The 21782-nt window shown below is 68.9% G+C and carries 23 protein-coding genes; 15 read left to right on the top strand and 8 right to left on the bottom strand.

Going from position 1 to position 21782, the window contains the following annotated elements; translation table 11 throughout:
* Positions 1 to 13 precede the first annotated feature (13 nt).
* The gene (locus FHG66_RS09440) at positions 14 to 202 is read right to left on the bottom strand and encodes a SlyX family protein (protein WP_139076544.1); all 189 of its coding nucleotides are present in this window, start codon (positions 200 to 202) and stop codon (positions 14 to 16) included.
* A gap of 104 nt (positions 203 to 306) precedes the next feature.
* On the opposite strand from FHG66_RS09440, the gene hisS reads away from it, so the two are divergent.
* The 4 genes from hisS (at position 307) to FHG66_RS09420 (ending at position 4413) form a co-directional block, all read left to right on the top strand.
* The gene (gene hisS, locus FHG66_RS09435) at positions 307 to 1794 is read left to right on the top strand and encodes a histidine--tRNA ligase (RefSeq protein WP_139076493.1); all 1488 of its coding nucleotides are present in this window, start codon (positions 307 to 309) and stop codon (positions 1792 to 1794) included.
* Positions 1791 to 2888, top strand: coding sequence for an ATP phosphoribosyltransferase regulatory subunit (locus FHG66_RS09430; protein WP_246082532.1), 1098 nt, complete (start codon positions 1791 to 1793; stop codon positions 2886 to 2888). The genes hisS and FHG66_RS09430 overlap by 4 nt, the downstream gene beginning before the upstream one ends.
* Complete coding sequence (gene hisG, locus FHG66_RS09425; RefSeq protein WP_139076491.1) at positions 2885 to 3583, top strand: ATP phosphoribosyltransferase; 699 nt, start codon at positions 2885 to 2887, stop codon at positions 3581 to 3583. Before FHG66_RS09430 ends, hisG begins: the two co-directional genes overlap by 4 nt.
* Positions 3584 to 3729: 146 nt before the next feature.
* On the top strand, positions 3730 to 4413 hold the full coding sequence (locus FHG66_RS09420; RefSeq protein WP_176556181.1) for an NYN domain-containing protein: 684 nt from the start codon (positions 3730 to 3732) through the stop codon (positions 4411 to 4413).
* Here FHG66_RS09420 and FHG66_RS09415 read toward each other — a convergent pair.
* Positions 4410 to 4847 carry a DUF1489 family protein gene (locus FHG66_RS09415; protein WP_246082538.1) on the bottom strand — a complete coding sequence of 146 codons (438 nt, stop codon included), beginning with the start codon at positions 4845 to 4847 and terminating at the stop codon, positions 4410 to 4412. The two genes, FHG66_RS09420 and FHG66_RS09415, sit on opposite strands and share 4 nt — an antisense overlap.
* A gap of 147 nt (positions 4848 to 4994) precedes the next feature.
* Between FHG66_RS09415 and FHG66_RS09410 the strand changes: the two genes are divergently transcribed.
* The 3 genes from FHG66_RS09410 (at position 4995) to FHG66_RS09400 (ending at position 9276) form a co-directional block, all read left to right on the top strand.
* Positions 4995 to 7310, top strand: coding sequence for an adenosylcobalamin-dependent ribonucleoside-diphosphate reductase (locus FHG66_RS09410; protein ID WP_139076488.1), 2316 nt, complete (start codon positions 4995 to 4997; stop codon positions 7308 to 7310).
* A 91-nt stretch (positions 7311 to 7401) separates the two neighbouring features.
* A complete protein-coding gene (locus FHG66_RS09405) occupies positions 7402 to 8487 on the top strand; it encodes a hypothetical protein (RefSeq protein ID WP_139076487.1) in 1086 nt (361 codons plus the stop codon).
* 126 nt (positions 8488 to 8613) lie between these two features.
* Positions 8614 to 9276: a VOC family protein gene (locus FHG66_RS09400; protein WP_139076486.1), complete on the top strand. Its 663-nt coding sequence runs from the start codon at positions 8614 to 8616 to the stop codon at positions 9274 to 9276.
* On the opposite strand, the gene FHG66_RS09395 is transcribed toward FHG66_RS09400, so the two are convergent.
* Genes FHG66_RS09395 through FHG66_RS09385 form a run of 3 tightly spaced genes read right to left on the bottom strand, consistent with a single transcriptional unit; the run spans position 9265 to position 10987 of the window.
* Entirely contained in the window at positions 9265 to 9702 is a 438-nt protein-coding gene (locus FHG66_RS09395) for a DMT family transporter (RefSeq protein ID WP_139076485.1), read from the bottom strand. The two genes, FHG66_RS09400 and FHG66_RS09395, sit on opposite strands and share 12 nt — an antisense overlap.
* Positions 9699 to 10184 (bottom strand): DMT family transporter, encoded by a 486-nt coding sequence (locus FHG66_RS09390; protein ID WP_139076484.1) that lies wholly within the window; start codon positions 10182 to 10184, stop codon positions 9699 to 9701. The genes FHG66_RS09395 and FHG66_RS09390 overlap by 4 nt, the downstream gene beginning before the upstream one ends.
* Entirely contained in the window at positions 10181 to 10987 is an 807-nt protein-coding gene (locus tag FHG66_RS09385) for a glycosyl transferase (protein ID WP_176556180.1), read from the bottom strand. The genes FHG66_RS09390 and FHG66_RS09385 overlap by 4 nt, the downstream gene beginning before the upstream one ends.
* A 163-nt stretch (positions 10988 to 11150) precedes the next feature.
* Between FHG66_RS09385 and rpsD the strand changes: the two genes are divergently transcribed.
* Both rpsD and FHG66_RS09375 read left to right on the top strand, forming a co-directional pair.
* The gene (rpsD, locus tag FHG66_RS09380) at positions 11151 to 11774 is read left to right on the top strand and encodes a 30S ribosomal protein S4 (protein WP_139076482.1); all 624 of its coding nucleotides are present in this window, start codon (positions 11151 to 11153) and stop codon (positions 11772 to 11774) included.
* Positions 11775 to 11872: 98 nt separating this feature from the next.
* On the top strand, positions 11873 to 13321 hold the full coding sequence (locus FHG66_RS09375; protein ID WP_139076481.1) for a homospermidine synthase: 1449 nt from the start codon (positions 11873 to 11875) through the stop codon (positions 13319 to 13321).
* Here FHG66_RS09375 and FHG66_RS09370 read toward each other — a convergent pair.
* Both FHG66_RS09370 and FHG66_RS09365 read right to left on the bottom strand, forming a co-directional pair.
* On the bottom strand, positions 13318 to 13587 hold the full coding sequence (locus tag FHG66_RS09370; RefSeq protein WP_139076480.1) for a WYL domain-containing protein: 270 nt from the start codon (positions 13585 to 13587) through the stop codon (positions 13318 to 13320). The genes FHG66_RS09375 and FHG66_RS09370 overlap by 4 nt on opposite strands.
* Before the next feature lie 64 nt (positions 13588 to 13651).
* Positions 13652 to 14830 (bottom strand): calcium-binding protein, encoded by a 1179-nt coding sequence (locus FHG66_RS09365; protein WP_139076479.1) that lies wholly within the window; start codon positions 14828 to 14830, stop codon positions 13652 to 13654.
* A 230-nt stretch (positions 14831 to 15060) separates the two neighbouring features.
* Here FHG66_RS09365 and FHG66_RS09360 point away from each other — a divergent pair, with 230 nt between their 5' ends.
* The 4 genes from FHG66_RS09360 to FHG66_RS09350 all read left to right on the top strand — a co-directional run bounded on the left by FHG66_RS09360 (position 15061) and on the right by FHG66_RS09350 (position 18903).
* Entirely contained in the window at positions 15061 to 15663 is a 603-nt protein-coding gene (locus FHG66_RS09360) for a hypothetical protein (RefSeq protein WP_139076478.1), read from the top strand.
* 86 nt (positions 15664 to 15749) lie between these two features.
* Positions 15750 to 16802: a histidinol-phosphate transaminase gene (hisC, locus tag FHG66_RS22220; protein ID WP_246082537.1), complete on the top strand. Its 1053-nt coding sequence runs from the start codon at positions 15750 to 15752 to the stop codon at positions 16800 to 16802.
* Positions 16799 to 17713 carry a prephenate/arogenate dehydrogenase family protein gene (locus FHG66_RS22215; protein WP_281282913.1) on the top strand — a complete coding sequence of 305 codons (915 nt, stop codon included), beginning with the start codon at positions 16799 to 16801 and terminating at the stop codon, positions 17711 to 17713. The genes hisC and FHG66_RS22215 overlap by 4 nt, the downstream gene beginning before the upstream one ends.
* Before the next feature lie 8 nt (positions 17714 to 17721).
* Complete coding sequence (locus FHG66_RS09350) at positions 17722 to 18903, top strand: extensin family protein (RefSeq protein WP_176556179.1); 1182 nt, start codon at positions 17722 to 17724, stop codon at positions 18901 to 18903.
* Here the strand turns inward: FHG66_RS09350 and FHG66_RS09345 are convergent.
* Positions 18900 to 19844: a DUF2125 domain-containing protein gene (locus FHG66_RS09345; protein WP_176556178.1), complete on the bottom strand. Its 945-nt coding sequence runs from the start codon at positions 19842 to 19844 to the stop codon at positions 18900 to 18902. The genes FHG66_RS09350 and FHG66_RS09345 overlap by 4 nt on opposite strands.
* Positions 19845 to 19900: 56 nt before the next feature.
* Between FHG66_RS09345 and FHG66_RS09340 the strand changes: the two genes are divergently transcribed.
* Positions 19901 to 20440: a gamma-glutamylcyclotransferase gene (locus FHG66_RS09340; protein ID WP_139076475.1), complete on the top strand. Its 540-nt coding sequence runs from the start codon at positions 19901 to 19903 to the stop codon at positions 20438 to 20440.
* A 162-nt stretch (positions 20441 to 20602) separates the two neighbouring features.
* Positions 20603 to 21781 carry a biopolymer transporter ExbB gene (locus tag FHG66_RS09335; RefSeq protein WP_176556177.1) on the top strand — a complete coding sequence of 393 codons (1179 nt, stop codon included), beginning with the start codon at positions 20603 to 20605 and terminating at the stop codon, positions 21779 to 21781.
* Position 21782: the final 1 nt, after the last annotated feature.

The raw sequence follows: 21782 nt of genomic DNA, 5'->3' as shown, positions 1-21782 counted from the left end.
GTCGGGTTCAGCCCTACCAGTGGGGCGGCCGGTCGATGGGGACGTCGCGCATCCCCTGAGCCTCGCGCTCGCCTTCCCGTTCCATGAGCATCTGCACCCGGCGCGTGAGAAGGGCGATCTCGCGCTCCTGCCGGGCGACGACCTCGGACAGATCGTCCATGGCGCGGGTGAGGTGGGCGATGCGTTCTTCCAGGGGGGTCAGGTCCATGGCCGCACCAAGCCCGAGCGGCTACGCCCTGTCCAGCCCCGCCGTTGCCCCCGCCCATCGGCCACGCTAAAGCGGCCCGGCAGCCCGGAGGAGCCCGCGTGCCCAAGGAACCCAAGACCCGCCGCCCCAAGGCCGAGACGCCCAAGGGCTTTCGCGACACCTTCGGCGCCGAGGTGACCGAACGCACCGCGATGCTGTCGCGGATCGCCGAGGTCTATCGCCATTACGGCTTCGAGGCGCTGGAAACGAGCGCGGTCGAGACGGTCGAGGCGCTGGGCAAGTTCCTGCCCGACGTAGACCGCCCGAACGAAGGGGTCTTCGCCTGGCAGGAGGAGGATCGCGACTGGCTCGCGCTCCGCTACGACCTGACCGCGCCGCTGGCCCGCGTCTATGCCCAGCATCGCGCCAGCCTGCCCACGCCCTATCGCCGCTATGCCATGGGCCCCGTCTGGCGCAACGAGAAGCCGGGACCGGGCCGCTTCCGTCAGTTCTACCAATGCGATGCCGACACCGTCGGCACCCCGACCGTCGCGGCGGATGCCGAGATCTGCGGGATGCTTTGCGACGCGATGGAAACGCTGGGCATCGCGCGGGGCGATTACCTGGTGAAGATCAACAACCGCAAGGTCCTGAACGGCGTCATGGAGGCTGCGGGCGTCCTCGATCCCGCCGACCCCGACCGCTTTGCCCACGAACGGGGCATCGTGCTGCGCGCCATCGACAAGCTCGACCGGCTGGGCCCCCAAGGCGTGAAGGCGCTGCTGGGCGAAGGCCGAAAGGACGAGAGCGGCGACTACACCAAGGGCGCGAAGCTCTCCGAGGATCAGGTGCAGGTCGTCCTGGGCTTCATCGAGGCCCGTGGCGCGACCGGGCCCGACACCCTCCGCAACCTGACGGCCCTGTGCGGGCAGACGCAGATCGGCGCGGCAGGGGTATCGGAACTCTCGCAGATGGCTGAGCTCCTCGATGCCGGTGGTTACGGCGCGGACCGCATCCTGCTCGATCCCGCGACCGTCCGGGGTCTTGGCTATTACACCGGCCCGGTCTTCGAGGCCGAGCTCACCTTCGAGATCCTGGGCGAGGACGGCAAGCCGCGCCAGTTCGGCTCGGTCGCGGGAGGCGGGCGCTACGACGACCTCGTGAAGCGCTTCACCGGCGAGGCGGTCCCCGCGACGGGCGTCTCCATCGGCGTGGACCGGCTGCTCGCCGCGCTGCGGGCCAAGGGGCGGACGCAGGCCGAGGAACCGGGGCCGGTGGTCGTCACCGTCATGGACCGCGATCGCATGGCCGACACCTTTGCCATCGTGGCCGAGCTTCGTCAGGCGGGCATCCGGGCCGAGGCCTATCTGGGTAACCCCAAGCAGTTCGGCGCGCAGATGAAATACGCCGACCGCCGCCGCGCGCCCTTTGCGATCATCGAAGGCAGCGACGAAAAGGCGAGGGGGGTCGTACAGGTCAAGGACCTGATCGCCGGGGCGCAGGCCGCCCAGACCGCGAGCCTCGAGGAATGGAAGGACCGTCCCGCGCAGCAGGAGATCGCGCGGACGGACCTGGTCGCCCACCTCAAGGCCCTGCTCGCCAAGTGACCCTTCCCGCCCAGAAGTCGGCCGCCAAGGCCGAGGCGCAGCGCCTCCTTGCTCACCTCCGTGCCCTGGGCGCGGAGGAGGTGGAGGCCGCCATCCTCCAACCCGCCGAGGAGCTTCTCGACCTTTACGGCGAGGATATCCGGGCCCGGGCCTTCGTCACGCAGGACCCGCTGCGGGGCGAGATGATGCTGCGGCCCGACTTCACGGTGCCGGTCGTGCGGATGCACATGGAGGCGGGGCTCGACCCCGCCCGCTACGCCTATGCGGGCGAGGTGTTCCGGCGGCAGGAGGCGGACGATCCCCTGCGGCCCAGCGAGTTCCTCCAGGTGGGCTTCGAGCTGTTCGGGGGGCGTGATCCGGCCGATGCCGATGCCGAGGTCTTCGTGTCCTTGGCCTCTGCCCTGTCCGACCTGCATCTGCGCGCGGCCATGGGGGACATCGGCCTCATCCTCGCGGCGGTGGACGGGCTTTCTACCACGCCCATGCGCAAGGCCGCGCTGCGGCGGCATGTCTGGCGGCCGCGGCGGTTCAGGGCGCTGCTCGACCGGTTCGCCGGTCGCATCCCCGTGTCCGAGGAGCGCGCAGCCCTGTTGGCCTTGGCCGATCCCCTGGCGGACGCCGGTCCCGAGATCGGGGTTCGGACGCGGGCCGAGATCGAGGCCCGACTCCAGCAGCTTCGCGACGAGGCGCTGGCGCCGCCGCTGCCGGGCGAGGAACTCGCTCTCATCGATGCTCTCCTGTCGCTCGCCGCGCCGGTGCCCTCGGCCTTGGACACGCTGAGAACCCTCGAACAGGACGCCCCCGGGATCGGACCCGCGATCTATCGGCTGGAGCGTCGGGTGGAGGCCCTGGAGCGGCGTGGCATCGACCTTGCTGACGTCACGTTCGAGGGCAGCTTCGGCCGCACGACACTGGAGTATTACGACGGCTTCGTGTTCGGCCTTTTTGCGGCCGCCCGGCCCGAGCTTCCTCCTGTCGCTACGGGCGGGCGCTATGACGCGCTGACGCGGGTGCTGGGGCAGGGGCGCGTGGTCCCGGCGGTGGGTGGGGTAATCCGGCCCGAGCTCGTGGCGCAGTTGCGGGGTGGAGCATGACGCTGCGGCTGGGCCTGCCGTCCAAAGGACGACTGATGGAAGATGCCTTCGGCTGGTTCGCCGCACGAGGGGTCACGCTAGGTCGCAGCGGAAGCGACCGGGAATATGCCGCGCAGTCGGACTGGGACGGGTTGGAGCCCGTCCTGCTGTCTGCCGGAGAGATCCCCCGCGAACTGGAGGCGGGGCGCATCCATTTGGGCGTGACGGGCTCGGATCTGGTGCGCGAGAAGGTCGCTCGATGGGAGGACCGCGTCGAGGAACTGGCGCCCATGGGCTTCGGTGCGGCCGATGTGGTAATCGCGGTGCCGCGCTTCTGGGTGGACGTGGAAACACTCGACGACCTCGACGCCGCCTGCGCTACCTTTCGCCGGAACCACGGCCACCGGCTGCGGATCGCCACCAAGTACCACCGGCTCACGCGCGACTTCCTGCGTCAGCACGGAGTCGCGGACTACTTGCTGGTGGACAGTCAGGGCGCGACCGAAGGCGTGGTCCGGGGCGAAACGGCCGAGGCCATCTCGGACATCACCTCCACGGGCGAGACGCTGCGGGCAAACGGCCTCAAGGTTCTGGCCGACGGCGTCATCCACCAGAGTCAGGCCACCCTGTTCTTGAGCCGCCTCGCGCTTTGGAACGACACGGAGCAGAAGACTCTGCTCCGGCTGCGGGAGCAGTTGCGCCTGCCACCGAAATGATCGCCCCGCAGACCGGGAGCGACGATCCGTCAACAATGGCAGGCTGCTGACGGGGTTTGTGTCCCAAGCGGGCCCGTGGACGTAAACGCGCCTTTACCATGCCGCATTCGGGCTGGAGTCCTGTGCTGATACAGCACGAGGAACGAGTGGCCGTGTCATTCCCAGGGTCGGTTCGGCGAGTCGCTCTTTTAGTGGATGGGGACAACCTTCCACCGGTGCTGGCCGGGGCGATCCTGGGAACAGCCACCCAACTCGGGCGCGTAGATCTGCGCCGTGTCTATGCCGCCGAGGCCGGGTTTCGCGCTTGGGAGGGGGTGGCGGGCTTCCGCGCCATCCGTGTGGGCGGGGCCAAGAATGGGACGGATCTGCTGCTTTGCATCGAGGCGGTGGAACTGGCTTGCCAGGGCGGGATTGGGGCCTTTGCCGTCGCGTCGAACGACAGGGACTTCACGCATCTGGCGCACTGGCTGCGTGAGCGGGGCTTGCCCATCCTGGGGATCGGGACGACGAAAGCGCCGGCCACATGGCGGGCGGCCTGTACGGAGTTCGTCGCGCTTGCGATGCCCGCACAGGCCGAGGTGGTTGGCACGGTCGTTTCCTCCAAGCCTCTGCCCACCATCGATGCCAAGATTCGGGATCTGATCCGTGCCGAAGGCCAGGGTGACGCCATGGCCATGATGATGCTGGGCGCGCGCATGGGCTCGGTTCACAAGGTCACGCTGGCCAGCATCGGCGCTGCGAACTGGCGATCCTACCTGTCGGAGCGCCCGAGCCTCTATGCGCTCGATCCGAAAGGACCGCAGGCCTGGGTCCGCTGGATCAGCGGTTAGGACGCCGACCGCTTGGGCGCTGGGCCCCAGACCACACCGAACTCCGCCAGGGCCATCGACAGCTTGGGGGGCAACTCGTCCTCGGCCTCATCCCACTCGCCAAGGTCCCGAGGGGCCTCGGCATGGGGCAGGTAGCGCCAACCCTGGAAGGGGCGGCGGGGCGTCGGCGTGACGCGCACCAGTTGGGGGTCGAGGATCAGCGCGCAGCGGGGGATGCCGTCCGATCCCACGACCTCCTCCAGCCGAAGGAGGCGCTGGCGGCAGAGGATCACGCCCTTGATCGTCCAAAAGATCGAGCCGCCGTCGAGAAGCTCCGCCTCGCGCTTGGGCCACATGCGCGTGACGTGGCGGGGCAGGCCGTCGGGCCCTCGGCCCCGCCCGGACTGCCATGCGGCGAGGTCGGCCACGTCCTCCGTGCCGACCGACAGCTTCATCAAGTGCAGTTCCGCCAATCCCGCCTCCGTTCCAGCCGCGGCAGCATAAGGTCGGGCCGCTTGCCCGCAAGGGTCGCGACCCCACATCTTGTTGACCCATCCCCCATGTGGCCCCAGGATCGGGCTTTCGGCTGAGTGGAGACCCTGATGGCCAACGACCAGAACCCCATCGGCTCGCGCTTCCTCGCGCCGATCTCGGAATCGATCTGGGACATGAAGTACCGCCTCAAGGGGCCGGACGGGACGCCTTTGGACGTCACGGTCGAGGACACCTGGCGCCGGGTGGCGCGGGCGCTGGCCTCGGTCGAGGCGCAACCGGAGGTGTGGGAGCCGCGGTTCCAAGCCGCGCTCGATGGCTTCCGCTTCCTGCCGGCCGGCCGGATCGTCGCCGGGGCGGGGACCGGGCGGTCCGTCACCCTGTTCAACTGCTTCGTCATGGGCACGATCCAGGACTCCATGGCCGGCATCTTCGACGCCCTCAAAGAGGCGGCGCTGACGATGCAGGCGGGGGGCGGGATCGGTTACGACTTCTCGACCCTGCGGCCCAGGGGAGCCGAGGTGAAGGGCGTGGGCGCGGACGCCTCGGGCCCGCTGTCGTTCATGGATGTCTGGGACGCGATGTGCCGGACGATCATGTCGGCGGGATCGCGGCGTGGCGCGATGATGGCGGTCCTGCGCTGCGATCATCCCGACATCGAGGACTTCGTCACCGCCAAGCAGGACCCGGCGCGGCTGCGGATGTTCAACGTGAGCGTGCTGGTCACGGACCCCTTCATGGAAGCGGTCAGGTCCGACGGCGACTGGGATCTCGTGTTCGGCGGCAGGGTCTACAGGACCATCCGGGCGCGGGACCTGTGGGACCGGATCATGCGGTCGACCTACGACTTTGCGGAGCCGGGGGTGATCTTCATCGACCGGATCAACCGGGAGAACAACCTGCGCTACGCCGAAACCATCGCGGCCACGAATCCCTGCGGGGAGCAGCCCTTGCCTCCTTATGGGGCTTGCCTCCTCGGCTCCGTGAACCTGTCGCGGCTGGTGCGGGACCCGTTCGGGCCGGGCGCGCAACTGGACGAAGGGGACCTGCGAGATCTCGTGGCCGTGGCCGTTCGCATGATGGACGACGTCGTGGACCTGTCGCGCTTTCCCTTGCCCCAGCAGGCCGAGGAGGCCCGGACCAAGCGGCGCATCGGACTCGGGGTGACGGGGCTCGCGGACGCGCTGATGATGGTAGGGCTGCGCTACGGCTCCGAGGAGGCGGCGGACTGGACCCGCGCCACCATGCGGCAGGTCGCGCGGGCGGCCTATCTGGCCTCGGTTGACCTCGCCAAGGAGAAGGGGCCGTTCCCGCTCTTTGATGCGGAGAAGTACCTGGCCTCCGGCACCATGTCGCGCATGGACAAGGACGTCCGCGAGGCTGTGCGGGCGCATGGCATCCGCAACGCGCTCCTCACCTCCATCGCGCCCACGGGGACCATCTCGCTTTATGCGGGCAACGTGTCCTCGGGGATCGAGCCGGTCTTCGCCACCGCGTACACCCGCAAGGTGCTGATGCCGGACGGGAGCCGGCGGGAGGAGGAGGTCGTCGATCATGCCGTCGCGCTCTGGCGCAGGCTTAGGGGCGCCGCGCCGCTGCCTGACCACGTGGTCACGGCGCAGGACCTGACCCCGATGGATCACGTGCGGATGCAGGCCGCGGCGCAGGAATGGGTGGACTCCTCCATCTCCAAGACCATCAACGTGCCCGCCGACATCCCCTTCGAGGAGTTCCGCGACGTCTATCAGGCCGCCTGGGACGGGGGATGCAAGGGCTGCACCACCTACCGCCCGAACGCGGTCACCGGGTCCGTGCTGTCGGTCGCCGAGGCTCCGAAGCCCGAGCCGAAGGCCGAGGACCCGCCAATGGAGCGCCCCGAGGAGCTTGAGGGCGCCACCTACAAGCTGCGCTGGCCGGGGTCCGAGCACGCCATGTACATCACCGTCAACGACATCGTCGTGGACGGGCGGCGGCGGCCCTTCGAGGTCTTCATCAACTCCAAGAACATGGAGCACTACGCCTGGACGGTGGCGCTGACGCGCATGATCTCGGCCGTGTTCCGGCGCGGCGGCGAGGTGGCCTTCGTGGTCGATGAGCTCAAGGCCGTGTTCGACCCGCGCGGCGGGGCCTGGATGGGGGGCAAGTACGTGCCCTCGATCCTGGCCGCCATCGGCATCGAGATCGAGAAGCACCTCAAGCACACCGGCTTTCTGGACAGCGCGGCGTCCCTGGTCGAGCCGCAGGGCACCGCCACGCCCGTGGTGCGGACCGGCAAGTTCGACGATGCCGGTTGGGAGGAGACCCCGGCCCAGGACGCGGTCGCAGCCCCGCCCGGCATGGCCTGCCCCTCCTGCGGGAGCTACGAGGTCCGCGTGCAGGAGGGCTGCCTGAGCTGCGCGACCTGCGGCTTCTCGCGCTGCGGCTGACAGGAACCCCCGCGCGCCTCGGGCATTGAGCAGGCAAGGGGCCGGGACAGGCATGCCGCCCCCAAGGCACTGCATCCGAAGGAGCGCTACCGTGGCTGACCAACCGAACCCACCCGATCGGGACGACGCCGTCACCGAGCGCGCCGTGTCCATGGACACCCGCCCTGTCGGCTCCACGGCAGGGGCGGGCCGCGCCATCAACGCCGCCTTCAGCCGTCGCCGCCCCGAGGGGGAGCCGGCCCCGCAGGTCCAGACCACTGGCCAGCAGGACACGCGGATCGAAGGCGCGGGCTATCCGTCCGAGGACCGGGACGACGTGGACCCGGAGATCGAGACCGAGGACGACGACGGTTATCGTGATGCCGACAACGACCTCGACAACGACGATGACGCCGAGGATGCCGAAGAGGCGGACGAGGACGGCTACCGCACCTCGGACGACACGGAGGCTGAGACGCTGGGTGCCAACCCGGATGCCTTGCAGGATGTCCTGGTTCCGCCGGGCGGGGACGCCCTGGGCGGGAACCGCGACACCGACCCGAACCTCAATGGAGGGCACGGCATCCAGATGACCGCGCCCGAGGAAGGCCCCGTCCCGATCGAGGACGAGCCCACGGACCTGTCGATCATCGGCCACGGCCACGAGGACAAGGCCGCCTGGAACCGGGAGCGCGTGGCCCATCTCCAGGATCTGGAAAACGACGAGCGCGACCTGCGCGACGCCACCTCCGAGGATGCGGGCGTGGGCGGCGCCGTGCTGGGGGGCGTGATGCAGGGCTGGGAAGGCGGGGATGCCTCGCCCACCATCGATCAGGGCGACGATCCTACCTTCGACTCGGAACTGTCCGAGGAGGAGGAAGTCTTGGGCGACATGGCCATCGACGACATGGCCGAGGACGTGATGGAGGACGGATCCATCCGCGACCCCAACAACATGCCCTTCCTGCCCGAGCACAGGGCCATGCCCGACGACAACCTGTCGCTCGAGGAGCAGCTGATCGCCACGCCGGGCGAGGACGTGCTGTCCTCGGGCGCCGAGATCGGCGTCAACGAGGAGTTGGAGGCGGAGGAGCTGAACCAGACCGACAGCATCTCCCGCACTTATGAAGACACGCGCGAGTTCCTGGACGACTCCATGGCCGGCAACGAGCGCAAGGGCGGCGTCGAGAACGACTGACCCCTCGCGCTTGCGCAGGGGTCCGGGGGCGTGGCCGATCAGGCCGCGCCCTTCTGTGCGTTGGAAGACTCGCCATCCGTGACCGGGCTGGCTAGGAGGCGTCACTCCCTGTCCAAGGATGCCCCCATGACGCGCGCCCTGATCCCCGAACTCGTGCTGTCCGACCCGGAAGCTGGCGCGGCCCAGTTGCAGCAGGTCTTCGGCTTCGAGCGGCAGGGGGACCGGATGGTTCTGGGCACCCAGACCGTGCTCCTGTCGCGGGGCCAGCCGGATGGACGGCACGGGCGCATCGACCATCTGGCCCTGTCGGTGCCGGACCTCGGCTCGGCCCTGCAGGATTGCCTGGCGCGTGGGGGGCACCTGTCAGCAGCCACGCCCACAGGGCCGCTCTCCATCGCCGAGTTCTGGGAGAACGGCGTGGACTACGTGTTCCTGGACGGCCCCGAGGGCGCGAAGTTCGAGCTGATCGCCAAGCGGTCCCCTGCCGTCCCCGCACCCTGGGGCCACGACCACATCGGTATCTCCTGCACGGAGCTTGGTCCCATGCGGGCCTTCTTCCTGGGCCTGGGGCTGGAGGAACGGGCGGCAGTAACGCTGGACCAGCCCGAGGGTCGTGTCGATGTGGCCTTCCTGGCCTGGGGCGACGACGTGGTGGAGTTGTACTGCCTGCCCGAGACCCGGGCCGACCCGACGCTGTCCGATGGCCTGGGGTTCTGGCGCCGCCTGCGTGCCCAAGGCATCGACGGACCACGAACGGGTCCCGAAGGGGTGGAGGTCCTACCCCTTTGACCCGCGCGGGATCGCCACCCCTGCCAGGATGATGGCCACGCCGAGGGCACGGATCGGCGCGCCCTCGGCCTCGCGCAGGGTGTCCAGCAGCGCCCCCGAGACCATCTGTCCAGCGATCACCAGGAGCGCCGTGTTCGCCGCGCCGATCCGGGCCACGAGCCAGCTTCCCGCCGCGACGAACAGCACGCCCAGCGGCCCGCCGGCCCAGGCGGGCAGGGGTGCCTCTGACAGGCCGGGCGGCACCAGGGGTCCATTCGACACACCCCATGCCGCCAAGGCCGCAAGCGCAAGGGCAATCGCACCGACGAGGTGGTTCCAGAACGAAGCCCCCAAGGCCCCCTTGGTCAGCGACAGCCGCCCGTTGACCTGACGGCTCAGGCCGATCAGGACGCCGGCCAGGATTGACATGGCGACGGGTGCGATCACGCGGGCGCCCCAAAGATCAGGATGGCGCTGCCCCCCAGGATCAGGCCCAGCGCCAGAAGGTCCCGACCTGTCGCCCGGCGCCGTGGTAGCCCCAGCAGTCCCCATCGGTCCGCCGCGAGCCCGAACCCCGCCTGACCAAGAAGCCCCAGCGCCAGCGTTCCCGACAGCGCCAGCGCCGTGTTTGCCGCGACCGAGGACAGCATCACCGTCAGCGCCCCCAGAAGCCCGCCGAGATAGGCCCAAGCGGGAGCGCTGCCGGTCCGTTCGCCATGGGATCGGCGGACCAGCAGCGCCAAAGCCAGGGCCGCGGCCAGGGTGCCGGTCGCATGCGGGACCAGAGACCCCCAGAGCGCGTTCGCATGGGCCGTGATGGTGGAGTTGCACAGCACCATGAGCGACAGCAGCCCGCCCGTTCCCAACGCTGCCAAGACATGAAGGACGCGCGGACGCGTTGCGGCGGCTGGATCAGGTCCGGCCGTCATTCGCGCCAGTGCTCCGCAACCCAGGGCGCCGGCAGCGTATAGTGGCGCAAATGGCTGAGCAGCCCTTCGCGCCGCTCACCCCTGAACCCGGCCGCGATATGATCGAGCGGAGGGCGCTCCGGCACGGTGTCCCGGTAGCGCCCGGCGATGGCGTCAGGGGGGTTGAGGGGGCCGGGAAAGATGACCACGCGGGTCTCCTTGGGCAGATGCGGCGTCCGGATGTAGTTCATCGGAAATGTCGGGATGCAATGCCGCTTGTAGTGCGCAACCCAGCCCTTGGGCCAGAAGCTGATGCCGCCCGGTGCATGGCGGCTGACGAAGCGCTGCTCGAAGCGGTAACGGTCCGCGATGCCCTGGGGGTCCGCGAGGAACATCTCGCGCAAGGGGGCGAGCTTGCCCACCGGATAACGGTAGATCGACGTCTGGCCCAGCTTCTCGAAGGGATTTGTGGGACTGCGCGCCAGGATGACGTCGTCGGGCGAGCCTACCTCGAAGAAGCCGTCCATGGAGCCGGTCACCACCACGTCGAGGTCCAGGAACAGCACGGGGCCCGTGGGGCCGCCCAAGTCGGGACGCCAGAGCCGCGACTTGCCCCATTTGCCCAGGGTGTTCTTGGGTGGCTCGCAGCCGAGATCGGGCAGGGGGAGGCACTTCACCTCGGGCCTGGTGCCAACCGGGTCGTCTGTCAGGCACCAGAAGTCGAAGGGCGGCGTGGTATGGCGCGCGACCATGCCGTAGAGGCGGTTGAGGTACTCGGGCCCGTATTTCCGGCCCCAGCGGATGGCCAGGAACTGTTTGTGCATGGCGCCACTCTTGGCCCTGCCGCCAGGGTTGACAACCCCTCTCCGAGAGGTCATGAGGCGCGCCTGGTGTTGGCGGCCCCCGCAAGGGGATGCCTGTCGCCCTTCGGGGAAAGGACAACGCCCTTCAACCTGCCCGCCATGGGCCCATCGAAGGAGATCAGGGGTGACCAAACGCACCGCTGCCAAATACAAGCTCGACCGCCGCATGGGCGAGAACGTCTTCGGACGCGCCAAGTCGCCGGTCAACAAGCGTGAATACGGCCCCGGCCAGCACGGCCAGCGTCGCAAGAACAAGCTGTCGGACTTCGGCACCCAGCTGCGCGCCAAGCAGAAGCTCAAGGGCTACTACGGCGACCTGACCGAGAAGCAGTTCAAGCGCATCTACACCGACGCCGCCCGCGTCACCGGTGACACCGGCGAGAACCTCGTGGGCTTCCTCGAGCGTCGCCTCGACGCCGTGGTGTACCGCGCCAAGTTCGTGCCGACCATCTGGGCTGCCCGGCAGTTCGTGAACCACGCCCACGTCCTCGTGAACGGCAAGTCGGTGAACATCCCCTCCTACCGCGTGAAGGAAGGCGACGTCATCGAGGTCCGCGCCAAGTCCAAGCAGATGGGCCTGATCCAGGAAGCCATCGCCCTGACCGAGCGTGACGTGCCCGACTACCTGGAAGTGGACCACAACAAGCTGACCGCCACCTTCGTGCGCCAGCCCGGCCTGTCCGATGTGCCTTATCCGGTCATCATGCAGCCGAACCTCGTGGTCGAGTTCTACGCCAAGAACGGCTGACACCAGCCTTTCTGGCCAAGGCTTCAGACCCGTCGCGATCCCTCGCGGCGGGTCTTTGCATTGCCGAACCCCTCGTCCCAAGGCATAGGGGCGGCATCATGGTTCAAACGGCTCCTCGCGGGCGCACGACGCCCAGCTATCCCGTCCACGGCCGCATCGACGGCGCCGTGGTCATCATCGGCTTCGGCTCCATCGGCATGGGCGTCCTGCCCTTGATCGAGCGGCACTTCGACTACGACGCCAGCCGGCTCACCGTGATCGATCCCGATCCGGACATGGCCATCTGGCTCAAGCAGCACCGCATCCGGCATCTCAGCCTTGGGCTGACCCGCGACAACTACCGGGAGGTGCTGGGCGATCTGTTCGCGGGCGGGCCCGGCTTCTGCGTGAACGTGTCTGTGGACGTGTCCTCTCTCGACGTCATGAAGTTCTGCCGCGAGATCGGCGTCCTGTACATCGATACGGTGGTGGAGCCGTGGTCCGGCTTCTACTTCGAGACCGAGGACAACGCCGCGCGCACCAATTACGCGCTGCGCCAGGCCGTGCGGGACGAGGCGGCGCGCAACCCCGGCGGCACCACGGCGGTCAGCTGCTGCGGCGCCAACCCCGGCATGGTGTCCTGGTTCGTCAAGGATGCGCTGCTGCGGCTTGCCGCCGACACCGGCCGCGCGGTCACGGCGCCGACCACCCGCGAGGGCTGGGCGCGGCTCATGCAGTCACTGGGGGTCAAGGGTCTCCACATCGCCGAGCGGGACACCCAGGCCCGCGCCCGTCCCAAGCCGCGCGGAACGTTCGTCAACACCTGGTCCGTCGAGGGCTTCATCGCCGAAGGGTTCCAGCCGGCCGAACTGGGCTGGGGCACCTTCGAGCCCTGGTTCCCCGAGAACGGCCATCGCTTCGAGACGGGCTGCCGCTCCGCGATCTGGCTGGAGCGGCCCGGCGCGATCACCCGAGTCCATAGCTGGTGCCCGACGCCGGGGCCGCAGTTCGGCTTCCTCGTGACCCACAACGAAGCCATCTCGATCAGCGACTACTACACGGTCGGCGACGCCGCCTCCCCTACGTTCCGCCCGACCTGCCACTACGCCTACCACCCCTGCGACGAGGCCATCCTGTCCCTGCACGAGCTGTTCGGCGGAGGCCGCAAGCAGGATCGGCTCGAGATCCTCACCGCCGACGAGATCACCGAAGGCGGGGACGAGCTGGGGGTTCTCCTGTTCGGCCACGAGAAGAACGCGCTCTGGTACGGCTCGCGCCTGTCCAACGACGAAGCGAGGCGGCTGGCACCCCTGCAGAACGCGACGGGGCTGCAGGTGTCCTCGGCCATCATCGCAGGCATGGTCTGGGCGTTGGAGAACCCAGAGGCCGGAATCGTCGAAACCGACGAGATGGACCACGCCCGGTGCCTGGAGATCCAGCGCCCCTACTTGGGGCCGGTCGAAGCGCATTACACCGACTGGACCCCGCTCGCGACCCGGTGGGACCTGTTCCCCGAGGAGCATGACGACAAGGAGCCCTGGGCCTTCCTGAACGTGCTGGCGACCTAGACCTCGGCCAAGATGCGGTCCATGCGGGGATCGCCGCGCGTGTAGCCCTCGCGCGGGTCGAGGAATGTGCGCTCGGTCAGTTCGAGGTCCAGCATCTCGTGCGCGTAGAAGCTGCGCCAGCCCTTGCGGGCCTGCCAGCCCATGAGCCGCAGCCGCCCGCCATCCAGGCCCAGCCGGTAGGGTTCGACGGTCCGATGTTCGCCGTGGTATCGGAACTCGATCACGCGGCGATCCCGGATCGCCTGCCGGAGAAGAGTGTCGTCCATGGGCCCGTCCCGGACAGGGTAGGACCGGGCGCCCGGACAGATCCGGACGCCCGCTCTGGCAGGATCAGAGGATGAAGTCGTCCCGGCTGGGGCGGAAGTTGCCGATCGAGTCGACCAGGATCTCGAACTCGCTCGCGGAGTCGAAATCGAGGTTCACCCGGACGTCGTAGTACCCATTGGTCAGTTCCACGACGCGGACCGAGTTGCGGCCCGTGCCACCGAACGACAACTCACCCAGCAGCAGGTCGCTCAGGTCGATGGTGTCCTGCTCCTGGAAGTCCTCGATCCGGTCCTCGATCGAGCGGCTGCTGGCCGGGGCTTCGTTGGCCAGGAAGTGGAAGGTATCCGCCCCTGCGCCGCCATAAAGCACATCGACCCCGGTCCCGCCGCGCACGAAGTCGGCCCCGTCGCCGCCGTAAAGCTGGTCGTTGCCCGAGTTGCCGTCGATGTCGTCGTTGCCGGTCTCGCCCAGGAGGAGGTCGCCGCCCGTGCCGCCAAGCAGGTCGTCGCCGCTGCTGCCGCCATACAGGAAGTCCCGTGCGCTGCCGCCAACCAGCGCATCGGAGCCGCTCTGGCCTTCTAGCCGGTCCGTGCCATCGCCGCCAACCAGTTCGTCGCTGCCGATGCCGCCCCGCAGGATGTCATTGCCCGCACCGCCCAAGGCGATGTCATTGCCCCCGTTCATGTTGAGGATGTCGTTTCCGCCAAGCGCGAGCACGCGCTGTGCGGTATCCCCATAGCTCCTGCTGTTGGCGCCATCGGTCAGGGCGGTCAGGCGGGGAAGGCTGGGGGTGGACACGTTGAGCGTGTAGTCGCCGGTGTCGTCGTCCCGATTGACGAACCGGTAGCCGCCGTTGACGTAGTCGTTCTCGTCCTCATGAACGGCCACGTAATAGACGCCCGTCGTGTTTACCGTGACGACCAAGCGCGGATCGTCGCTTCCCGAGGAGTCGTCGCTGGACGCGACACGCAACCCCTCGTTGTTGATCAGATCGAGTTCGAGGTCGATGTCGCTCGAGTCGCCCGCTCCGTCGTCCACGTCAAAGGTGTAGCGCTGCCCGGCCACCAGCGTCACGGCAAAGATGTCCACGTCGCCAGGGGACTCGATGGACTGGTTCAACGCCGCCGCGGAAAAGGAGGTGCGGTCATCCACGCCCCCGCCCGGTCCAGTCGTAAAGAGCCCGCGGCTCAGATAGGTCGGCTCGGCCAGCGAGTTGTCCGAAAAGGAGAAGTTCGTCGGCATTCAATTCCTCCGGTGCGCCATAGGAGCGCTGTGGGCCGGGACGGCGTGTTGGGACGCCCGGCCGAGTTGTTGCCCCAGCGCCTATCACCTAGGTCGCGGGGCGCGCTCTTACAGGGTGGCGAAAAGGACCGGTGCCGGCCCGCCGCCCTGGGCCCTTGCGGGACGGATCACGCGCCGCCATCTGCGAGGAGCAGGGCGCGGGCCCAACACGTTCTTCGGGGGACTGGACCATGGCCGAACTGATCTACGGCTTCGACCCGCTGTGTGGTTGGTGCTACGGCCTCGTGCCCGCGATGCGCCGTGTGGCGGCGGATCACCCGGACCTTCCCATCCGCCTGGTCATGGCCGGCCTGATATCCGACGAGCGCGTCGGCCCCTATGCGGAGATGGAAAGCTTCATCCGAGAGGCCTCGGGGCATCTCAGGACGGTCACGGGCCGTGAGCCGTCAGAGGCCTTTTTCCGTCTCATCGAGACGCCGGGGGTGGATGCGAACAGCGGCCCCCCTTCGGTGGCCATCGCCCATGCGGCGGGTATGAAACCCGATCGGGCGGTGGAGTTCGCCCACAGCGTGCTTGACGCCCACCACGGCGAGGGCCGCGATCTCAACAGGGCCGACACCTATGCCCCTCTGCTTGCCGCGATCGGGTTGCCGCCGGACCTGCCGGACATCCACGACCCGCAGCTTTGGGAGGCCGTCTGGGAACAGGGGCGGCGCATCGGGCTTCGCAGCTTTCCGACCCTGGCCGTCGTGAAGAACGGCGCGGCCCATGTCCTGCCGCCGGAATACGGTCCCGAACGGCTGTCGGCGCTGGTGGCCAGGGCCGTGAAATGACGGTGGCATCCCTGGTCACGCCTCGCTAGAAGGGCGCCCGACAGGAGGCCCCCGACGTGACCAGGATCGTCCCCCAGCCCGGCATCATGGACATCGCCCTTTACGAGGCGGGCGTGTCGCATCTGGAGGGCCGGGCCAATGTCCTCAAGCTGTCCTCCAACGAGAACCCCTTCGGCGCGCCCGAACCGGCGCGCGAGGCGTTCCAGCGCGCCGTGCGCGACCTGCACCGCTACCCCTCCACCGACCACGCCAGCCTCCGGCAGGCCATCGGCGAGGTATGGGGCCTCGATCCGCGGCGGATCATCTGCGGCGTGGGCTCGGACGAGATCATCACCTTCCTGTGCCAGGCCTATGCCGGCCCCGGAGACGAGGTGATCCACACGGAGCACGGCTTCTCCATGTACCGCATCTCGACCCTCGCGGTCGGGGCCACCCCGGTCGAGGTGCCGGAGCGGGAGCGGACCACCGACATCGACGCGATCCTGACCGCCTGCAACGAGCGGACCCGCCTCGTGTTCCTGGCCAACCCCAACAACCCGACCGGGACCATGGTGGGCACGTCCGAGCTGCGGCGTCTGGCCGAGGGTCTCCCTCCGCAGGCGATCCTGGTGCTGGATGGTGCCTATGCCGAGTATGTCGAAGGCTACGACGCCGGGGCCGCGCTCATTGCCGAACAGGACAACGTCGTGATGACGCGGACCTTCTCCAAGATCTACGGGCTTGGCGGCCTGCGCGTGGGGTGGGGCTATGGTCCGCAGGCGATCATCGACGTGCTGAACCGCGTCCGCGGCCCCTTCAACCTGTCCACGGCCGCCCTGATGGCCGCCGAGGCTGCCGTTCGCGACCGCGCTTGGGTTGCTCGCTGCCGCAGCGAGAACGCCCGCTGGCGCGACTGGCTGGCGCGTGCCTTGGCAGAGATGGGCGTACCCTCCGACGTGTCCACCGCCAACTTCATCCTGGCCCGGTTCTCCGACGCCGCCGAGGCGGACTCCTGCGACGAGCATCTGCGCGGGGCGGGGATCATCGTGCGTCGGGTTGCGGGCTACAAGCTGCCCCACTGCCTGCGGATCACCGTGGGGGACGAGGCATCGTGCCGCCGCGTGGCCCACGCCATCGGTCAGTTCAAGGGCCTGCGGTGATCTACGAACGCGTCGCGCTGATCGGCCTGGGGCTGATCGCCTCGTCCATGGCCCATGCCATGCGGCGTGGGCAACTGGCCCGCGAGATCGTGGGCTATGCCCGGACGGCCGAGACGCGCGACGTTGCGCGCGGGATCGGGCTTTGCAACCGGGTCGTGGACAGCGCCCGCGAGGCGGCGGACGGGGCGGACCTTGTCGTGCTGGCCGTGCCCGTTGGTGCGATGGGGGCCCTGGCCGAGGAGATCGCCCCTGTGCTGCGGCCAGGGGCCACGCTGACCGACGTGGGCTCGGTCAAGCGCGCGGTGATCGGGGCTGTCGGCCCTCATGTGCCCGATGGCGTCCACTTCATCCCTGGGCATCCCCTGGCCGGGACAGAGTACTCCGGCCCACGTTCGGGGTTCGCCACGCTGTTCGACAATCGCTGGTGCATCCTTGTCCCCGACGGGGCGGACCGGCAGGCGGTAGAGCGGCTCGCGCAGCTTTGGCGCGGGATGGGCGCCAACGTGGACGAGATGGACCCCGATCACCATGACCTCGTCCTCGCGGTCGTGTCCCACACGCCGCACCTGATCGCCTATACGATGGTCGGCGTCGCCGACCATCTGGAGCAGGTGAGCAACAGCGAGGTCATCAAGTACTCCGCCTCGGGCTTCCGGGACTTCACCCGCATCGCGGCGTCGGATCCGACCATGTGGCGGGACGTGTTCCTGACCAACAGGGATGCGACGCTCGACATCCTGGGACGCTTCACCGAGGAGCTGTTCGTGCTCCAGCGCGCCATCCGCATGGGCGACGGCCAGCACCTGCACGACTACTTCTCCAAGACCCGCGCGATCCGGCGCGGGATCGTGGAGGCGGGGCAGGACACGGCCGCCCCGAACTTCGGCCGGGTGCCGGCCCCCGGCGCATGAGGCGGCTCGTGCCGCCGCTCCTGGCGCTGGGGCTCATCGCCTTGGCCGAGGCAGTGGTGGCGCAGCAGGCCCCCGAAGGATCGCTCCGGCCCGAACCGCGCCCCCTGTCCAATGCTCCTGTTCGCCCCGGACCCCGTACCGACCGGGGCAGCCCGCCGGTGGACCTGGTTCGCCCCGGCGACGAACCCGCGGCCCAGGACGCCGCCCCAAGCCTGGGCCGCCCTGCCATCGGTGGGGGGTCCATCCCGGACCTCCAGCGCGATGTCCTTCCTCCGGTCCCACGCCAGCCGCCCCTGATCGAGACCGAGCCGCCGGAGCCGAAACTCGAGGGCTCCATGGGGATCGTCCGGGCCGAGGAGCTGATGACCGAGCCGCCACCCGTGCCGGTGATGCTGGACGGCTGGGACGGCAGCACGCCGCCCACCCGTCCGGACGCCGAGCCCCGTCGGGCCGAGCCCCCCAAGCCGGGTCGTCCCCGTCTCCGGCCGCTGCCTCCGCAGGATCCGCGCCCGCTTCTCCCCCCCGAACCCGATGCCCCTCCGGCCTATGCGCCCGAGACGCAGCCGGACATCCTTCCCATCGGGCCGGAGTATTCGCGTCTGGCGGTCGCGCGAGTCCGCCTGCCGACCGTGCGTCCCCCGGACATCGTCGAACAGGCTGCCCGGAGGCAGGCCGCGCTGATCCAGGGGCAGGTTTGCGGGAACCCGGGCCTCCAGGGCGAGGTCACCGCCGCCATCCGGTCAGGGAATGGCTGCGGCATCGAGGAGCCCGTCGAGATCCGCTCGGTCGATGGCATCGCGCTGTCCGAGCCCGCCACCATGGACTGCGTCACCGCCGAGGCGCTGCTCGAATGGACGCGCGACGGGGCGCGGCCCGCCGTGGGCAGCCGTGGTGGCGGGCTCGTGGGGCTGCAGGTGATGGGCAGCTACTCCTGCCGCCCTCGCAACAATCAGGCCGGCGCGCGCTTGTCCGAACATGGCCGGGGCCGCGCGGTGGACATCGGCGCGGCCATCCTTGCCGACGGATCCAGAATCGAGGTGCTGCGGGACTGGCCCGACCCGGCCCTGCGCGCCATGCGCGAGGCCGCCTGCCAGAACTTCTCGACGGTGCTGGGGCCGGGCTCGGACGCCTTCCACGACGACCACCTGCATCTCGATACCGCGCGCGGCCGCGGAGCCTTGTGCCGCTAAAGGCGCGGCGCGTCGAGGAGAACGAGCCCCAGCGCCTCGACCTTGCCATTGGTAAAGGTCACGGGCACCTCGATCCTGTCCTCGCCTTGCGCGAGGCTCCTGAAGGCGCCCTCGAACAGCGCGCGACGGTCGAAAGGCAGGAACTCCAACTCCTGGAGCAGATCCAGCAGCCCCGGCCAGTTATTGACTGTGACCGTCACTTCGCCGGCAAGGACTCCCTGGGCGTCGGGGGCCAGATCGCCCCGAGCGGAGATGGCCACGTCGCCCCGTGTGAGCCTCGCCTCGCGAAGCGCGATGCTTCGGGGGTGGGGCGTCCCCGTCACATGACGGTTGAGCGGCTGGTCCAGCGTGACCTGGGCATCGAGCCGTAGGAGGTCCAAGCCGACAGGCACGGCGGGCGAGACGAGGTTCTCGGTCTCGACGAACACGTCATAGGTGGCGGGCGCAGCGCCCGCCTCACGGATTGCGCCCAGCAGGCGGCTGAGCGAAGCGCTCCAGCCCTGCTCCGAGGTCACGCTCAACGGGCCGCTCTCCACCGCCGCATGATCCAGCGGCAGGTCCGGCGACAACTGCGCGGTGCCGCTGGCGCGCAGCCCTTCCGAGATCACGGTCAGCGGCTGTCCGGCCACCAAAAGGCGCTGCTCCGGGGGCCAGACGGCGATGACCTGGTTGGGCCGATAGCTGAGCGCGAAGACCTGCACGAAGGGTGCGTCCCAACGGACCTGCCCGTCGGGGGAGCCGAGATGGACATCGGTCACGGTCGTGTCGAAGCGGGACGGGAAGCCTTGCGTGGACAGGTCCGTGTAGTCCACCTCCCAGCCTCGTGATTCCAACTGGGCCAGGGCGGCTTCGGCCCGGGTTTCGACCTGGGAGGAGCCTATGAACCAGTAGCCGGCGTAAAGCGCCGCCAGCAGTGCGACCACGAAGAAGAGAGCGCGCATCGGGGTGTTCCTTTCCACGCTCATCTATAGATGTCGGGCCGGGAGGGACCAGAGACGTGACGGACAGAACGGATCTATGGCTATTCGCCTACGGCTCGCTCTTGTGGGATCCAGGCTTCGAACCCGCCCGCTCGGTGCGCGCCCGTCTCGACGGCTGGCGGCGAAGCTTCTGCATGTGGTCGTTCCACTACCGGGGCACCGAGGAACGCCCGGGCCTCGTGCTCGCGCTGGACGAGGACGCGGGCGCCTTCTGCGAGGGGGTGGCCCTCAAGGTCGAGCCCGAGCGCCGGGATGAGGTGTTGGACAAGGTCCGCTCGCGCGAGTTGGTGTCGGATGCCTATGAGGAGCGCTGGCTGTCGGTGACGCTGACTGACGGGCAGGCCGTGACGGCGGTCACCTATGTCGTCCGGCGCGATCATCGGCAATACGCCAGCGTGGACCTGGACACCCAGGCCCGCACCATCGTCGAGGCCAGGGGACTGCGCGGGCGGAACATGGAGTACCTGTCCAACACAGCCGCACAACTCCTGCGGTTGGGCATCCAGGACGCGCAGATCGAAGCGCTGATCGAGCGGACCCGAAGCCTCGCCTCCTGAGGTCGCCGCGCCCCCGCCCAAGTTCCGCCGTGTTGGATCGGTCATACCCTTGCGTCAGGGCAGGGGGACTCCGCCTGTGCGGGTGTGGCGGGGCTTGGGTTTCGCCATGCGGTCCTTTAGCGTGATACGATGGTGTTGACGGGCAGGGGTAACAGCCGGGGCATGGACAGGCAGGATTCCGAAGCGGCGCCGCACTTCTCGCAGCCGGTGCGCCAGATCACCCTGATGCTGGTCGCCCTTGGGCTCGTGCTGACCGGGGCGTATTTCGGCTTCCGCACGCTTCAGGCAATCTTCTTCACCAACGTTTATCTTAACACTACCATCGCCGTCGTCTTCGCGCTCGGGGTGTTCAGCTGCTTCCGGCAGGTGTTCCTCCTGATGCGTTCGGTGTCATGGATCGAAGCCTTCTCCCGATCCCGCGGAGCCGAGGGCCTGCCCGCGCCGCCTTCGCTCCTCGCGCCCCTGGCGGCGCTGATGCGGACGCGGGGCGCACGGATGCAGCTCACCTCGACCTCGACCCGCTCGATCCTCGACTCGGTTGCCACGCGCGTGGACGAGGATCAGGAGATCACGCGCTACCTGTCGAACACGCTGATCTTCCTAGGGCTCCTGGGCACCTTTTACGGCCTCGCCACCACCGTTCCGTCGCTCGTGGAGACTATCCGCTCCCTGACACCAGCGGAGGGAGAGACGGGGGCCGACATCTTTGGCCGGCTCCAGGCGGGATTGGAAAGCCAGCTCGGCGGCATGGGCACCGCCTTTTCCTCCTCGCTCCTGGGCTTGGCGGGATCGCTGATCGTGGGGCTCTTGGAACTGTTCGCCGGCCACGGGCAGGGCCGCTTCTACCGCGAACTCGAGGAATGGCTGTCCTCCATCACTCGCGTGGGCCTGTCGGGCGAGGAGGGCGGCTCGGCCGAGGCGTCCATGCTGGGGCAGGTCGTCGACACGATGGCCGAGCAGATGGAGGGGCTGAACCGGATGTTCGCGCAGTCCGATAGCGCGCGGGCGCAGACGGACCGGCGGCTGGGGGATCTTGCCATCGCGATCGGCCAGCTTGTCCAGAAGATCGACGAGCGCGACACCGGCCCCGCTCTGCAGCGCCTCGTGGAGGGGCAGGATCGCATGGCGGCCGCCCTGGACCGGCTGGGCCAGCAGATGGCCGAGGGTGGCGCGGACGCGGAAAGCCGGATGCGCCTTCGCTCCATCGACGTGCAGCTGCTCCGCATCCTCGAGGAAATCTCGGCGGGCCGGCAGGAAAGCATGGCCGAGTTGCGCGCCGATCTTGCCAGCCTGACCCGGACCCTGCGCGGCCCGGCGCGGGTTCGCGACGAAACGAGGTAGG

Source organism: Rubellimicrobium rubrum, from assembly GCF_006152115.1.
In the GTDB taxonomy this organism is placed as follows: domain Bacteria; phylum Pseudomonadota; class Alphaproteobacteria; order Rhodobacterales; family Rhodobacteraceae; genus Rubellimicrobium; species Rubellimicrobium rubrum.
This window is presented reverse-complemented; position numbering and strand designations above follow the sequence as displayed.

Coding starts and splice junctions, on each gene's coding strand:
- hisG (WP_139076491.1), top strand. CDS start 2,885: ATGACGCTGCGGCTGGGCCTGCCGTCCAAAGGACGACTGATGGAAGAT.
- FHG66_RS09415 (WP_246082538.1), bottom strand. CDS start 4,847: ATGAAGCTGTCGGTCGGCACGGAGGACGTGGCCGACCTCGCCGCATGG.
- FHG66_RS09410 (WP_139076488.1), top strand. CDS start 4,995: ATGGCCAACGACCAGAACCCCATCGGCTCGCGCTTCCTCGCGCCGATC.
- FHG66_RS09400 (WP_139076486.1), top strand. CDS start 8,614: ATGACGCGCGCCCTGATCCCCGAACTCGTGCTGTCCGACCCGGAAGCT.
- FHG66_RS09390 (WP_139076484.1), bottom strand. CDS start 10,184: ATGACGGCCGGACCTGATCCAGCCGCCGCAACGCGTCCGCGCGTCCTT.
- FHG66_RS09385 (WP_176556180.1), bottom strand. CDS start 10,987: ATGCACAAACAGTTCCTGGCCATCCGCTGGGGCCGGAAATACGGGCCC.
- FHG66_RS09375 (WP_139076481.1), top strand. CDS start 11,873: ATGGTTCAAACGGCTCCTCGCGGGCGCACGACGCCCAGCTATCCCGTC.
- FHG66_RS09370 (WP_139076480.1), bottom strand. CDS start 13,587: ATGGACGACACTCTTCTCCGGCAGGCGATCCGGGATCGCCGCGTGATC.
- FHG66_RS09365 (WP_139076479.1), bottom strand. CDS start 14,830: ATGCCGACGAACTTCTCCTTTTCGGACAACTCGCTGGCCGAGCCGACC.
- FHG66_RS09360 (WP_139076478.1), top strand. CDS start 15,061: ATGGCCGAACTGATCTACGGCTTCGACCCGCTGTGTGGTTGGTGCTAC.
- hisC (WP_246082537.1), top strand. CDS start 15,750: ATGGACATCGCCCTTTACGAGGCGGGCGTGTCGCATCTGGAGGGCCGG.
- FHG66_RS09345 (WP_176556178.1), bottom strand. CDS start 19,844: ATGCGCGCTCTCTTCTTCGTGGTCGCACTGCTGGCGGCGCTTTACGCC.
- FHG66_RS09335 (WP_176556177.1), top strand. CDS start 20,603: ATGGACAGGCAGGATTCCGAAGCGGCGCCGCACTTCTCGCAGCCGGTG.